General features: G+C 67.9%; 10 protein-coding genes. All 10 read right to left on the reverse strand.

The window, feature by feature from the left end; all coding sequences use genetic code 11:
- Window positions 1–49: 49 nt before the first annotated feature.
- Window positions 50–1,219, reverse strand: coding sequence for a globin domain-containing protein (locus AB0F86_RS20220; RefSeq protein ID WP_181699889.1), 1,170 nt, complete (start codon window positions 1,217–1,219; stop codon window positions 50–52).
- A gap of 408 nt (window positions 1,220–1,627) precedes the next feature.
- A complete protein-coding gene (locus tag AB0F86_RS20225) occupies window positions 1,628–2,023 on the reverse strand; it encodes a helix-turn-helix transcriptional regulator (RefSeq protein WP_225278297.1) in 396 nt (131 codons plus the stop codon).
- Entirely contained in the window at window positions 2,023–3,198 is a 1,176-nt protein-coding gene (dnaJ, locus tag AB0F86_RS20230) for a molecular chaperone DnaJ (RefSeq protein ID WP_356987163.1), read from the reverse strand. The genes AB0F86_RS20225 and dnaJ overlap by 1 nt, the downstream gene beginning before the upstream one ends.
- Before the next feature lie 21 nt (window positions 3,199–3,219).
- On the reverse strand, window positions 3,220–3,789 hold the full coding sequence (grpE, locus tag AB0F86_RS20235) for a nucleotide exchange factor GrpE (RefSeq protein ID WP_356987162.1): 570 nt from the start codon (window positions 3,787–3,789) through the stop codon (window positions 3,220–3,222).
- Complete coding sequence (gene dnaK, locus AB0F86_RS20240; protein ID WP_225278296.1) at window positions 3,786–5,633, reverse strand: molecular chaperone DnaK; 1,848 nt, start codon at window positions 5,631–5,633, stop codon at window positions 3,786–3,788. Before dnaK ends, grpE begins: the two co-directional genes overlap by 4 nt.
- Before the next feature lie 275 nt (window positions 5,634–5,908).
- Complete coding sequence (locus tag AB0F86_RS20245) at window positions 5,909–7,687, reverse strand: dynamin family protein (RefSeq protein ID WP_356987161.1); 1,779 nt, start codon at window positions 7,685–7,687, stop codon at window positions 5,909–5,911.
- 9 nt (window positions 7,688–7,696) lie between these two features.
- Complete coding sequence (locus AB0F86_RS20250) at window positions 7,697–10,576, reverse strand: IniB N-terminal domain-containing protein (protein WP_356987160.1); 2,880 nt, start codon at window positions 10,574–10,576, stop codon at window positions 7,697–7,699.
- Between the two features lie 168 nt (window positions 10,577–10,744).
- On the reverse strand, window positions 10,745–11,062 hold the full coding sequence (locus AB0F86_RS20255; RefSeq protein ID WP_356987158.1) for a transposase: 318 nt from the start codon (window positions 11,060–11,062) through the stop codon (window positions 10,745–10,747).
- A gap of 66 nt (window positions 11,063–11,128) precedes the next feature.
- Window positions 11,129–12,676: a dynamin family protein gene (locus AB0F86_RS20260; protein ID WP_356987156.1), complete on the reverse strand. Its 1,548-nt coding sequence runs from the start codon at window positions 12,674–12,676 to the stop codon at window positions 11,129–11,131.
- Between the two features lie 83 nt (window positions 12,677–12,759).
- Complete coding sequence (locus AB0F86_RS20265) at window positions 12,760–14,667, reverse strand: dynamin family protein (RefSeq protein WP_356987154.1); 1,908 nt, start codon at window positions 14,665–14,667, stop codon at window positions 12,760–12,762.
- Window positions 14,668–14,671 lie beyond the last annotated feature (4 nt).

Here is a 14,671-nt window from a genome sequence, read left to right on the forward strand (position 1 = left end):
GCCCTTTTCGAGGTTGTCGCCGCAGTGCGCCTGACGACCTGAGATCGGCTCAGAACAAGGGGTCGTGGCGGATGGATTTGGCTTGGGTGCCTGCGGCCATGAGGCGGAACTTGGTGGTCTGGACCATGGAAGGGGAGCCGACGATTTGGACGTCGCGGTCGGCCCAGGGGCCGAAGGCGGCTACTACCTTGCCGATCTGGCCGGTCATACGGGGTTCCAGGCCGGGGAGTTCGACCTGGGGTTCGCCGGAATCGTAGTACCACCAGGGGTTTTCTTCGTTTTCGGTGACGGGGGTGACGGTGAGCCATTTGTTGGCGACGGCCAGTTGGCTCAGGACCTGGAGGTCGTAGAGGTCGCAGGGGTGGTGGCCGCCGACGAACAGGTGGACCTTCGGGTTCACCCGGCGCTGGGCCATCGCCATGATCTGGGCGCGCAAGGGGGCGATGCCGGTGCCGCAACCGATCATCAGCATCTTGCGCTTGGTGTTGCGCGGAACGCCGAGACCGCCGAGGGGGGCGCCGAGTAACCACTGGTCGCCGACGGTGGTGTGCGACACGATCGCCGGACTCACCCAGCCGCCGAGAACACTGCGGATGTGGAATTCGATCTCGCCGTTGCTGTTCGCGGGATTGGCGGGTGACAGGTAACGCCACATACGCGGACGCGAAGGCACCTGCACACTGATGTACTGGCCTGCCGCGTACTCCATCGGATGCTCGAGCTGGACCCGGACGATCGACAGGTTGCGCAACACTTCGCGGCACTCGACGACGGTGGCGGTCCACGCGGCGGGGCTGGTCTCCTTGTCGGCGGCACCGATCATCGCGCCGCTGATATTGGCCAGGCCCTCGTCCCAGGCGGCGGCGACCTCGTCGGTCCACATCTCCTCGCCCACACATGAACGGATCGCCGACTTCAGCGAATTGGCCACCGCCACATAGTGCGCCGGTTGCACGCCGTACTTGCGATGGTCGCGCCCGAGCTGAGCGAGGAACGGCAACAGCTTGTCGGGCTCCTCGAGTCGGTCCAACGCGTAGGAGATCGCATGGACGAGGCGGTCGCGCTGGGCATCCATGGCGGCTGGGAAGAAATCGCGGACACCGGGGTAGTCCGTGAACAGGATCGAGTAGAACGACCTCGCCAGCGTCTCGGACCCACCCTCTTCCGCAGCAACCGCCTTGAACGTGGTACGGATCAAAGCGACAGTCCGCGAATCCATATGTGTCACAACCTCGTTTCGCCATCGAACGCTTGTCGCGCCGGCGAGTGACGGGCTGGGAGGACACTCGTCAGCAGCCGATGCGAGAAGTCTAGGCGAGGTTTGCCAGCTTAGGAATCGTACTCTTAAACATCACGCATGTAATTCTGACAAAACTGGATACAGACCCAGTGGCGCGCCAAAGAAACAGACCTAGAGCCCGTGAATGAGGCGTGGACGTGACCGATTGGGCCCGGAATTCGGACGTCCTCGCCGCGCGCTTCTACTTCCGGACGGCAAGATCGAAAATAAATGAGTTGCTGGATAGTCACCAGCCGATCGCCGGGGGTTGACCAGCACACGAACGAGCCCCCGATCCGCGACCGCCGTGGCGGACAAGCGAACCGGGGGCTCGGTGGAACGAGTGCCTCAGCGGCGGTGACGTGGCTGCCACACCACGAGCGCGGTACTGCGTTGCGGCGGAGACAGATCGGGCCGGTAACCAGCCCGCAACCGCTCCAGCTCCGCGCTCATCTCATCCACCCGCTGCTGCAGAGCCTCCACCTGATTGGTGAGCTCGATGATGCGTTTGATGCCCGCCAGGTTGACGCCCTCGTCCTGCGACAGCCGCTGCACTTCGCGCAACAACTCCACATCGCGGGCCGAGTAACGGCGTCCGCCACCCGAAGTACGTTGCGGGGTGACCAAACCCAGCCGGTCGTAGGTACGCAACGTCTGCGCGTGCATCCCCGCCAACTGAGCCGCCACCGAGATCATGAAGAACTCGGCTCGCGAGGAACCCACAGACTTCGGATCATCGGACATCAAGCACCTGCCCATCCTGCACGCGGATCGAAACCGCTCGCCTTCTCCGCCTCCTGGTACCGCTTCAGGGCCTCGGTCGCCTCGGCATCGAGCGCCTGCGGAACCGCGACCTTCACCGTCACCAGCAGGTCACCTGCACCACCGGCCGGACCGCGCTTGGGCACACCCCGGCCACGTACCCGCAGGATACGCCCGTCGGCGGTACCCGGGGGCACCTTCACACCGACCCGGCCGTCCAGCGTGGGCACCGAAACGGTTGTCCCGAGCACCAATTCGGCATAGCTCACCGGCAGTACAAGGGTGAGGTCGTCGCCCTGACGGCCGAAGACCTTGTCCTGACTCACGTGCACCGTGACATACAGATCACCCGACGGCGCGCCACGCAGGCCCGCCTCACCCTGACCGGCGAGCCGGATCTTCTGCCCGTCGCTGACACCCGGTGGGATGCGGACAATGATGGTGCGGGTGCGGTTCTGGATGCCGGTGCCCGCGCAATCGGTGCACGGGTCGTCGATGATCGAGCCGGTGCCGCGGCAGTCGTCGCACGGTTCACTGAAACCGAACGCACCCTGATTGCGGCTCACCACACCCGCGCCGTTGCAATGCGGGCACACGCGCGGGCTGGTGCCCGGCTTGGCGCCGCTGCCGTGACACGTGGTGCACGGTGACGGACTCGTCATCCGCAGCGGAACGGTGACACCCTGGGCCGCCTCACGGAAGCCCAACGTGGTCTCGGTTTCCACATCGGCGCCGCGACGCGGACGGCTCGACGCGCGCCCGCCCCGGTTGAACAGGCCGCCGAGCAGATCGCCGAGGCCACCGTCGCCTGCACCGGCAGCGCCGGGCTGGCCGAAGATGTCGCCCAGGTTGAAGTCCTGCGAGAACCCGCCGCCCGCACCGGGAGTGAAGCCGCCGCCGTAGCCGCGCCCACCACCACCGGCGAACAGGCGCCGCGTCTCGTCGTACTCCTTGCGCTTGGCCGGATCCGACAGCACCGCGTTCGCTTCGCTGACGGCCTTGAACCGCTCCTCGGCCTTCGTGTCACCCGGGTTGGAGTCCGGATGCAGGTCACGCGCGAGCTTGCGGTAGGCCTTCTTGATCTCGTCCTGCGACGCGCCGGAGGAGACACCCAGCTCCTTGTAGAAGTCCTTCTCGATCCACTCCCGTTGACTCACCGGGCATCTCCTCCTCTCACGCTATTCGTTATCGGCGTCGGCATCCGAATCCGATGCCCCCGGGGTCTCGGGATCGGTTACCCCGACCATCGCGTGCCGAAGCACCCGATCGCCGAACCGATAGCCCTTGCGCATGACCACGCCGATCACCGGCTCCGAACCCGAACCCTCGTGCTGCACGGCCTCGTGCAGCGTCGGGTCGAACGGGTCACCGACAGCACCGAATTCGACCAGGCCCTGCTTGGTGAGCGCGGTCTCGAGCTTGTCGGCCACCGACTTCAACGGGCCCGAATCCAGGTCGCCGTGCGCCCTGGCGCGGTCCAGATCGTCGAGCACACCGAGCAATTCGGTGACCACGCTCGCCTTGGCCGCGTCGATATTGGCCTGGCGATCGCGCTCGACCCGGCGGCGGTAGTTCGCGTACTCCGCGGTCAACCGTTGCAGGTCGGCGGTGCGCTCGGCGAGCTCGTCGCTCTCCGGTGCCGCCTCGGCCTCGGGTTCGGTCCCGGTGTCGGACGCCGCCTCCTCAGCGGCGTCCGGCTCCTCGACGATGTCCTCGATCAATTCCTGTTCGGAGTTGGCCTCGGTCACTTCTTCTCCGTATCAACCGGCTCGTCGACAACCTCGGCGTCGACGACCTGGTCGTCGGCCGCGGTGTTCGGGCCCGCGCCATCGGTGGACTGGCCTTCGGCCGCACTGGCTTCGTAGAGCGCCTGGCCCAGGGCCTGCGACTCGGTGGCCAGCTTCTCCACCGCCGACTTCACGGCGGCGATATCGGTGCCCTCGAGCGCCTTCTTGGCCTCGGCGATGGCCTCTTCGACCTTCGACTTGGTGTCGGCCGGGACCTTGTCCTCGTTGTCGGAGATGAACTTCTCGGTCTGGTGCACCAGCGACTCGGCCTGGTTGCGGGTCTCGGCCTCCTCGCGGCGGGCCTTGTCCTCGGCGGCGTGCGCCTCGGCGTCCTTGACCATCCGGTCGATCTCTTCCTTGGACAGGCCGGAGCCGTCCTGGATCTTGATCTTGTTCTCCTTGCCGGTGCCCTTGTCCTTCGCGGTGACGTGGACGATGCCGTTCGCGTCGATGTCGAAGGTGACCTCGATCTGCGGCACGCCGCGCGGGGCCGGGGGCAGGCCGGTCAGCTCGAAGGAGCCGAGCAGCTTGTTGTGCGAGGCGATCTCGCGCTCACCCTGGAACACCTGGATCTGCACCGACGGCTGGTTGTCGTCGGCGGTGGTGAAGGTCTCCGAGCGCTTGGTCGGGATGGTGGTGTTGCGCTCGATGAGCTTGGTCATCACGCCACCCTTGGTCTCGATACCCAGCGACAGCGGGGTGACATCGAGCAGCAGGACGTCCTTGACCTCACCCTTGAGCACACCGGCCTGCAGGGCGGCGCCCACGGCGACGACCTCGTCCGGGTTCACGCCCTTGTTCGGCTCACGGCCACCGGTCAGTTCCTTGACCAGGTCGGAGACGGCGGGCATACGGGTGGAGCCACCGACGAGCACGACGTGGTCGATATCGGCCACGTTGATGCCGGCGTCCTTGATGACGGACTGGAACGGCGCGCGGGTGCGGTCCAGCAGATCGGAGGTGATCTTCTGGAACTCGGCGCGGGTGAGCTGCTCGTCGAGGAACAGCGGGTTCTTGTCCGCGTCGACGGTGATGTAGGGCAGGTTGATCGAGGTGCTCTGGCTGGAGGACAGCTCGATCTTCGCCTTCTCGGCGGCCTCGCGCAGACGCTGCATGGCCATCTTGTCCTTGGTCAGGTCGATGCCCGAGCTGGCCTTGAACTTGTCGACGAGCCAGTTGACGATGCGCTCGTCCCAGTCGTCGCCACCGAGGTGGTTGTCACCGGAGGTGGCGCGGACCTCGACGACGCCCTCGCCGATTTCCAGCAGCGAGACGTCGAAGGTACCGCCACCGAGGTCGAAGACCAGGATGGTCTGCTCTTTGTCGCCCTTGTCCAGGCCGTACGCCAGCGCGGCCGCGGTGGGCTCGTTGACGATGCGCAGCACGTTCAGACCGGCGATCTGGCCGGCTTCCTTGGTGGCCTGACGCTGGGCGTCCTCGAAGTAGGCCGGGACGGTGATGACCGCGTCGGTGATCTCCTCACCGAGGTAGGCCTCGGCGTCGCGCTTCAGCTTCATCAGCGTGCGCGCGGAGATTTCCTGCGGGGTGTACTTCTTGCCGTCGATCTCCACGGTCCAGTCGGTGCCGATGTGGCGCTTGACCGAGCGGATTGTGCGGTCGACGTTGGTGACGGCCTGGTTCTTGGCAGGCTGACCGACGAGAACCTCACCGTTCTTCGCGAACGCGACGATCGACGGAGTGGTGCGCGAGCCTTCCGAGTTCGCGACGACGACCGGCTCGCCGCCTTCCAGCACGGAGACGACAGAGTTCGTGGTCCCGAGGTCGATTCCGACCGCACGAGCCATAGTGGGTTCCTCCTGATAATTGACGACAACTCCCAGCAACGCTGAGCGTGATGCGCTCAATCCTGCCTGTCGGCTCCGCCGGGCGTCAACCCGAACTTGAGTGACATGCGCTCAACATCGTTGATCTGCACAACCAGCAGCTGCGGCGATTCATTCCCGCCACCCGAAAAATTCTTCCCCACCCGTCGGCCATTCTTGCTAGGAGGAGGCTCAGGTGCGACGGGTGATGCTGGATCGTGACAGGGAAGAGAGCGGACTCACGCGGGCGCGGGCAGCTACCTCGGGAGGGCCGCGAGGGCGGTGGCGTGGTTGCGGAGGGCGGCTACGGCGGTGAGTTGTTGTTGGAGGGTTGCCGTGCGCTGGGTGCGGTGGGTGGCCTCGGCGGAGGCTGCTTCCTGGGCTGCGGTGAGGGACTCGTCGATGGAGCGGAGGCTGCGTTCGGCTATGCCCGCGTAGTGGTCGCGCAGGGCGCGGTGGATGCGGTGGATGCGGTCTCGGGAGTCCTTCCCCGCCTGGAAGGCCACGTCGTCGAGGAAGCGGCGGACGGCGTTCTTGGCCTCGGTGCGGCGGCGGGTGAGGCGGGCCTGCTTATCGTCACGGTACGCCTTGCCGCCAACCAGCACGCCCGCACCGAGGGAGATGGGGTTCAGCAGGGCCAGGCCCGCGAAAGTCGTTGCGAGACCGACCATCAGGACGCCGCCATAGGAACCGCGCATACCGACCAGGACCTTCGACAGGACGCCGATATCGGGTTCGAGGTCGCCCAGGGTGCCGGTGCGGTGAGTGGAGCCAGAGGGGTCCAAGGCGGCGGGGAGGTCCACGGCGCCCAGCTCGAGGAAGTGTTCGGCCACCTTGTCGGCCAAGGTTTCCGCTCTCGTGTGAGCCCAGAGCAGGTTGTCGCCCAGGGCTGAATCGACTGTGCCCGTGAGCCATTCGGTTATGGCGCCCCAGTGGCGCCCGGGGTCGTGGTCGTCGATCCACTCCTCGCCGGTGCGAGCGATCTCGCGGAGACGTTCGCGCAGGTCGTGGTCGACGTCGCCGGCCAGGTCGGTGATGCCGTCGGCGAGGGTTTGCTGCCAGGCGGCAGTGCGGCGATGCAGTTGCTGTGCGCGGGCTTTGGCCGACTGCAGCTCGCCGACCGCGGCTGCGGCTTGTCGCGGATCGCGCAGGGCGACGAGCTCGCTGCCGAGAGCCAGTGCCAGATGCTCGGCCGCCGAGGACATCTCGCGAGCGATGGCGGCGCGGGTCGCGGCTTCGTCGCGGGCGACCACCTGCTCACGCAGGAATTGATAGAGCTGCCCGTAACCGGACTCGGCGCCCAACTGGGCGTCTTGCAGGCGCAGGGCGTGGGAGCGGAGCAGGGCCGAGATCGGGAGCAGGGGGAGGTCGAGGTTCGCCTTGCGCAGGTGCTCCCGGTCGGCTTCGAAGACCTGGCGCCAGTGCGGGTAGAGGTCGGTTTTCGACATCAGAACCGCTGTGGCCGGGCATAATTCGGATGCCTGCCGCAGGAAGGTGAGCTCCGGGGAGGTGAGTTCGGTTGAGGCGTCGGAAATCACCAGGACGGCGTCGGCCGCAGGGAGCATCTCCAGGACACCGAGGGTGCCCGCCGTGGTTCGGGCGCCGATGCCGGGGGTGTCGATGAGGACTATGCCGTCGGCGAGCAGGTCGGCGGGGAGGTGGACCTCGATGCGAAGGATTTGTTTGCCCGCCGCGGATCGGTGGTCGATCGAGGGCAGATCGGCGATCGGGAACTCAACCCGCTCCTCCTCGGAAGAAGTTGTAGCCAGCACCAATTCAGCGCGCGGCTGCGGTGCGTAGGCGAGCTGCATCGGGAAACGGGTGGTGACGTCGTCGCCCACGGGACAGATCTCGACATTGAGGAGCGCGTTGATGAAACGGCTCTTGCCCTGATCCAGCTGGCCCGCGACGACGATCCGCCGCCGCGGGTCGCGCACCCGGACCGCCGCCGTCTCCAGGCGGGCGACCAGGTCGTCGCGACCCGCGGCACGAGCCGCCGCGACAGTGTTGTCGAGAACCGACAGCAACGAATCCATCGGCCTGAACTACAGGGCTTCAGGGGCGTCGAACGGGGTCTCCGGGGCGGTGAACGAGCTGTCGAGCAGGCCCGTTCCGCCGGAGAGCGGGGCATCGTCGAGGGCCGGGCCGAAGGCGCTGTCCACGTCGACCGTCGACCAGGTGTCGGCGGCCGAGGTGAAATCGATGGTCGAGGTGGGTTCGGCGGCTTCGCCGGTGAGATTCATGGAGGTCTCCGAGGTGAAGGCGGTGTCCACGCCGGTTGATGCCACGGTTTCGAAGCCGGTGGTCGCCCCGATGGTGGATTCCGAGCCGGTGGCTGTGGTGAAGGTGGAATCGAGTTGCGGCTCGGACTGGATGGTCGAGCCGAGGCCTGCGGCTACGCCGGTTTCGGTCGACCAGTCGGGAGTTGTGCCGAGGCCGAGTTCGAGACCTGTTGTGGTGGAGGTTGTTACGTCGGCGGCGGTGTCGATCGCGCCTGCGACCGTGGCTCCGGCACCGGTGGCTGCCGCGCCCAGTGCGGCGTCGGCGGTGCCGATCAGACCGGCTGCGCCTTCCGCTGCGTTCGCGGCAATGCCGGCTGTGAGGTTCGCGCCGACGTCGGCTGCGGCATTCGTAGAGAAACCGCCTGCGGCGTTCGCGGTAGCGCCGGCTGCGGCCTCGGCAGACGCGGCTGCGTTGGCGGCGGCGTCTGCGGAAGCGTGGGCTCCGGCGGTGGCAATGCCGCCGAGGCCGGTGGCGATGCCGGTCGAGTTCGCTACTGCGCCGGTGAGAGTCGACTGGAGTGCGGTGGTGGTGTTCGCAGCGCCGACCAGGGCGGTATCGAAGGCCGAGGTGGACACGAGTTCGGCCGCGGTGTCGACGGTCGAGGCTACGGAAAGGTCGGTGTTGAAGGCTGTGGTGAGGGCGGTTTCGAGGCCGGTGGCCGGGGCGGCGGTGAAGGGAGCGCCGAGAGTTGCGGCTGCGCCGGTGGACAGGCCTGCCGCGATTTGAGTGCCGAGGTCCGCTGTCGCCGCGGCGCCCGTGAGACCGGCGGAGAGACCGGCGCCCGCACCGGTGAGGCCGATGTGTGTAGTGGAGGCGACCGCACCGGTCAGCGAAGTCGCCGCAGCAGCACCGGCATTCGCGGCCGCACCGACCTGCATCCCGACCCCACCCGTCCCCGAAAGCCCTGTTTCGAGACCCGTCTCGAAGGCGCCACCAACGGAAGTGCCCGCCCCCACAACACCTTCGGTCAAACCGGAAGCAGTGGCATCGAAACCCGAACCCAACGAACCCACACCGGACAGAGCGGCGGCGTTCAGGCCCGCCGTGGAGTCGGCGGCCAGATCGGCGACAATATCCAGCGCACCCCCGGCGGCGAGACCCGAAGTCGCGCCGAAGCCCGCAGCGGCCTCCACGCCCGCAGCGGTATTCGAGGCGAGGTCCGCCGAGGTTTCCACGCCCAGCGCACCCACGGCCGAAAGACCAGAGGTCAGATCGACGCCAACAGCGGATTCCACGCCCATAGCGGCGCCGGCGGTGAGGTCGGCGGCAGCGTTCGTGCCGATCGAGCCTGCGGTCGTGAGGCCGGTTTCGAGGCCGGTAGTCGCAGCAGCGCTGCCGGACATTCCGGCTTGGACGGCAGCGTTGGTGGCGCCGAGTGCCGCGGAGACGGCGAGGTCGGCGTCGGTTGTTGCTGCCGTCAGGCCGCTCACAGTCGTGCCGAGGCCGGCGGCGACACCCGTGGTGGCGTCGAGTGCACCTGTGACGGCGGCACCGATTCCAAGGTCGGTTCCCGTCGTTGCGGAGAGGTCGGCACCGGCGGTGGTCACCGACTCGAGGGCGGAATCGAGACCGGTTGCGGCACCGATCACCGAATCATGTCCGAACGAAAGGGTCTCGTCTACTGCGCTATTCGTGGCGGCGGTCAGTTCGAGGCCGAGGTCTGCGGTGGTGTCGGCGCCCAAGTCGACGGCGGCATCCGCGCCTGCACCGAGACCGGCCGTGAGGTCGGTGGTTACGTCGGTTGCGGCTTCGAGGGTGGCTCCGAGGCCGGTAGTTGCGGTGGTCACCGCGTCGAGGGTGATGTCAGTGGTTGCACCCAGATCAGCTGTTGTGCTGCTGATGGTGCCCAGGCCGGCGGCGATGTCGGTGGCAGCTGTGAGGCCTGGGTTCACGCCGGCGCCCAAACCTGTTGTGAGGCCCGCTGCTACGTCGATTGCCGCGTCGAGGGTGGTGTTCAGGGTCGCGCCGATACCTGTGGTTGTGTCAGTGGCGGCACCCAGCCCGGCACCCACAGACGTACCCAAACCGGCGGACACATCAGCGGCAGCACCCAGGCTGGCACCCACAGACGAACCGAGACCGGCGGAAACGTCAGCGGCAGCACCCAAAGACGCACCCAAACCAGCAGACACATCAGCGACAGCACCCAGACCAGCCCCCACAGACGCACCCAAACCAGCAGACACATCAGCGACAGCACCCAGACCGGCGCCCACAGACGCACCCAAACCAGCAGACACATCAGCGACAGCACCCAGACCGGCGCCCACAGACGCGCCGAGACCGGCGGACACATCAGCGGCAGCAGTCAGGCCGGTGCCCACGGTGGCGCCGAGGTCGACGGTCGTTTCCAGGCCGGTCTCGATGTCGGCGGCCGTGGTGACGGCTGCGGCGGTGGTGGCGGCTACCGAGGTGGCGGCGGTGGTCACCGAGGCGGCGGCGGTGTTGAGGGCGGTGAGGGTGGTGGTGCAGTCGGTGGAGAGGGTGGCGGCGATGGTGGGGGCGGCGGCCGCGATCTCGGCGGGGGTGGCGGGGATGTCCGCTTCGCAGAGGACGTGGACGGGGTTGGCGCAATAGTTTGCTGCGGCTTGGGGATCGCGCAGCAGGTTCAGGATGAACTCGAGGATCGCGGTGGGGTTCATTCGGGTCAGCTCCTCCAGATCGGCGCAAGCGCTGCGATCCGTACTCGTCTGTCGGTGGGTGCTTTTCACGCTTGGCCATGCGAGTGTTCGGAAAGCTAGTCCGATTCCGCAACGAAATCGTTACCGATGAAGAGTGTGACCTTTTCGGAGCCGAAAAATCGGTGTCTCCTAAATATCTCGCCGCATCCAAGCGAGGTTGCCCGCGTCGTCGGCCATAGCGGCCAAGGCGGTGAGTAGACGGTCCCATGTGCCGTCGGCCTGGTAGCGGCGCTGACGTTTCCAGACCGTCTGCCACGGACCGAATTCGGCGGGCAGCTCACGCCACACGATCCCGCTACGCAGCCAGAACAGCATCCCCTCGACCACGAGACGGTTGTTGGCGAAGTCACGGCCCGCACGACCCGCCGAGGTGGGCAGCAGCATTTCGAGCAACGCCCATTGCGCGTCCGTCAATACCCGGACGGGGTCGCCGATCGTCGTGGTCACGGCGGAATCATGCCGTATCGAGCAGCGACAAGCCCAATCGACCGGCGAAAAAATTGGGAGACAGGATCAGCCCGGTAGCTGGGAGAGTGCTCCCTCGACACTGCGTACGGCGGTCAGACACGCCTCGACTGTCGTCTTGTCGATGAGCGGATGCCGGGATCTGGTGCGCCACTTGCGCGCCGCCTCGAGCGCGTGGGCGCGCATCGTCGCCGGGTCGGTCTCGGCGGGTACGCCCAGGCGCACATGCGGGGCGACGCCGGCGCCGCCGACCAGGCGGAACAGTTCGGCGAGGTCGTCGGGCGGCAGCGGCAACTCGTCGGCGCGCAACCGGCCGAGCAGGCGCAACTCGGCGAAACCGTGGACGTCGGCGAGCAGCATGCGCACGCGCGGCAGCAGTTCGTCGGCGGGGGTGCCGGGGTGGGCGGTGATGACCCGGTCGAGGGTGGTGAGCGCGGAATGGGCCTTGAGCTGTTCGGCACGCTGACCGAACTGCACGTCGAGGACCCGGCGCAGCTCGTCGATGCCGCTGCGGGCTCCGAGCTCGGCCGACAGCGACGCCGCGTCGCGCACGCCGGTGCGCACGAGTTCGGTGGCCATCCGCACACCGAACATGCCGAACCGGTCCAGCAATTGGGCGCGGACCAGCGGCGATACCGGCAATTCGATATCGGGGCGCGAGAACCGGTCGGCCGAGAGCAGGGCCAGTTCGAGGGTGTCGGCAGGCAACCCGGCCAGGGCAGCGAACGCCGCGAACTCGGGCTGGGTGAGGGTAGCGGCGGCGAAAGCGAGCAGGCCCGCCACGGGGATCACCGCCTGGCACAACCCGGTGCGTTCCAGCTCGGTGGCGAAGCGGGACGCCACATCGCGCGCCGAATTCAGGGCATTGATGTGGCCGGCGCTGATCTCGTCGGCTCGCGACACCACCCCGACCACACCGAGCGGACCGGCCGGACCACCCGAACCGATCTGCTCGAGGAAATGCACGTCGGTGGCGTCGAGGCGACGCAGCAGGTAGACCACGGCGTCGGCGCCGGGGATGCGCAGGGCGTCGGGTTCGATATCGGCGGGGGTGAGCAGGCGCATGGTTCGCTCGGACACCTCGTGCGACAGCGACGACGTGCCCGGCGTGTCGATGATGGTGGTGCGCGACAACTCGGCCGTCGGCCAGCGCACTTCCAGGTGGTCGACGGCGTGCGTACCCGGTGGCTGCCAGCGCAGACCCGACAGTTCGAAGGTGAGACCGTGCGCCCCCGCCCCTCGACGAACCGCCACGTTCGCCGACGCGCCGTCCGCCGCGAACGCCGTCACCGTCGGGGTGGTTCCGCTGCGATACCAGGTGACCACGCGGGTGCACTCGGTGGCGTCGGTGGGGGCGATGCTCTGCCCGACCAGGGCGTTGAGCAGCGTCGACTTGCCCGCCTTGATCGAACCGGCCAGCGCGACCCGCAACGGCTGACGCAACCGCTCGGCGCATTCGTCGATCACCTGCCGGGCGCCGGGGTCACGCAGTTCCCGCGCGGCGGCCTCGACGAGCCGGTGCGCCTCGCCCGCGCCGGTCGGGGGTGCGGTGGGTCCGCCGCCGGGAAGCGGGGATTCGGGCCGATAGTGTCTCATCGGCGCGCGGCCTCCACTTCGGGCGCGGCGAGCATCATTCGTTCACTTAAACACACCCTCGCGCGCCGGAGCGAACACGACGTTCACCTGCGTCCGTCCTCGCCGGGCACCGGCCGCACACCGGGCGAGGGCGCCGAATACGAACGCTGCCTGCCAGGCGTCGAGGTGAGCTCGAGCATGCCGTCGGCGTAGCGGCGCAACTCGGCGACCCGCACCAGCTGGTGTTCGAGCTCGCCACGCCGACCCGACCGGCTGTTCACCGCCGAATTCGCCGCATCCTGAGCGGCCTTCAGCGAGGCGTCGATCGAGCGCAGGCTGCGTTCGGCGACACCGGTGAAGTGGTCGCGCAGGGCCCGGTGGATGCGGTGCATGCGGTCCTTGGCCTCCTTGCTCGCCTGGAACGCCACATCGTCGACGAAACGCCGCACCGCCGCCTTGGCCTCGGCGCGTTTCCGAGCCAGGCGCAACTGTTTGTCGTCCTTGTAAGCCTTGCCGCCGACCAGCACACCCGCGCCGATCGACAGCGGATTCAGCAGCGCCAGGCCGGCCAGAGTGGAGGCGAGACCGACCATCAGCACGCCACCGTAGGAACCGCGCAAGCCGACGAGGACCTTGCTGGTGACGCTGATATCGGGTTCGAGACCGGCCAGGGTGCCCGCCGCCGCGCCCGTGCCCTCGGCGTCCATCGCGTTGTCCACATCGGGCAGGTCGACGGCGCTGGCCTTGCCGAAATGCTCGGCGACCCGCTCGGCCAGGGTTTCGGCCCTGGTGTGCGTCCACAGGAGGTTGTCGCCGAGGGCGGTGTCGACCGTGCCGGTGAGCCATTCGGCGATGGCCTGCCAGTGCCTGCCCGGATCGTGTTCGTCGATCCAGTCCTCGGCGGTGTGGGCCACCGCGCGCAGGCGTTCGCGCAGGTCGTGGTCGATATCGCTCATCAGGTCGGTGATGCCGTCCTGCAGGGTCTGCTGCCAGTAGCCGGAGCTGCGGCGCAGGTCCTCGGCGGCGGTGCGGGCGCGTTGCAGTTCGCGGATCGCGTCGTCGGAACGTTCCGGGTCGCGCAGGGCGATCAGTTCGCTGCCGAGGACCAGGGCCAGATGTTCGGCCGCCGAATGCAGTTCGCGTGCCACCGCGGCCCTGGTCGACACCTGGTCGCGGGCGACGACCTGTTCCTTCAGGAACGCGAACAGCGCACCGAAACCGGACTCGCGACCGAGCTGGGCATTGCTGGTACGCAACGCGTGCGCGCGCAGCAGCGACGACACCGGAAGCATCGGGATCTCGAGGCCCGAGCGCGCGATGTGCCCGCGATCGGCCTCGGCGACCTGACGCCAATGCGGATACATGTCCACCTTGGTGAGCAGCACCGCGACCGTCGGACACAGTTCCTTCACCTGCCGCAGGAACGACAGCTCGGGCTCGGTGAGTTCGGTGGAGGCGTCGCTCAGCAGCAGCACCGCGTCGGCGGCCGGAACCATGCCGAGCACGGCCGCCGAATACGCGCTGCTGTGGCCGCCGACGCCGGGGGTGTCGACCAGCACGATGCCCTCGCTGAGCAGCTGATTCGGCACCGCCGCCTCGATCCGCGCGATCTGGCGGCCCTGCGCGTACGGGCTGCGGGCGTCGAGGGAACCGATCTCGTCGAACGGCACCTCCACGCGAATGTCGCTCGCGCCGGGCGCGGTGAGCACCAGCTCGGCGCGCGGGACGGCACCGTACTCGAGCTGCAAGGGGATGGTGGTGGTCTGGTCGTCGCCGACCCGGCACACATCCAGCCCGAGCAGCGCGTTGACGAAACGGCTCTTGCCCTGTTCCAGCTGACCGGTCACCACGATCCGCCTGCGCGGATCTCTGACTCGTTGCGCGACCGCCTCCAACCGGACGACCAGGTCGTCGCGGTCGGCGGCGCGCGCCGCCTCGATCGTGTCGCCGAGCACCGTCAGCAGCGGGGTGGCTGCTGACGGTGCGGCCGACGTCTTCGCCGGAGTCGTCATGACG

This window comes from Nocardia sp. NPDC023733 (assembly GCF_040639775.1).
Taxonomy (GTDB): Bacteria; Actinomycetota; Actinomycetes; order Mycobacteriales; family Mycobacteriaceae; genus Nocardia; species Nocardia rosealba.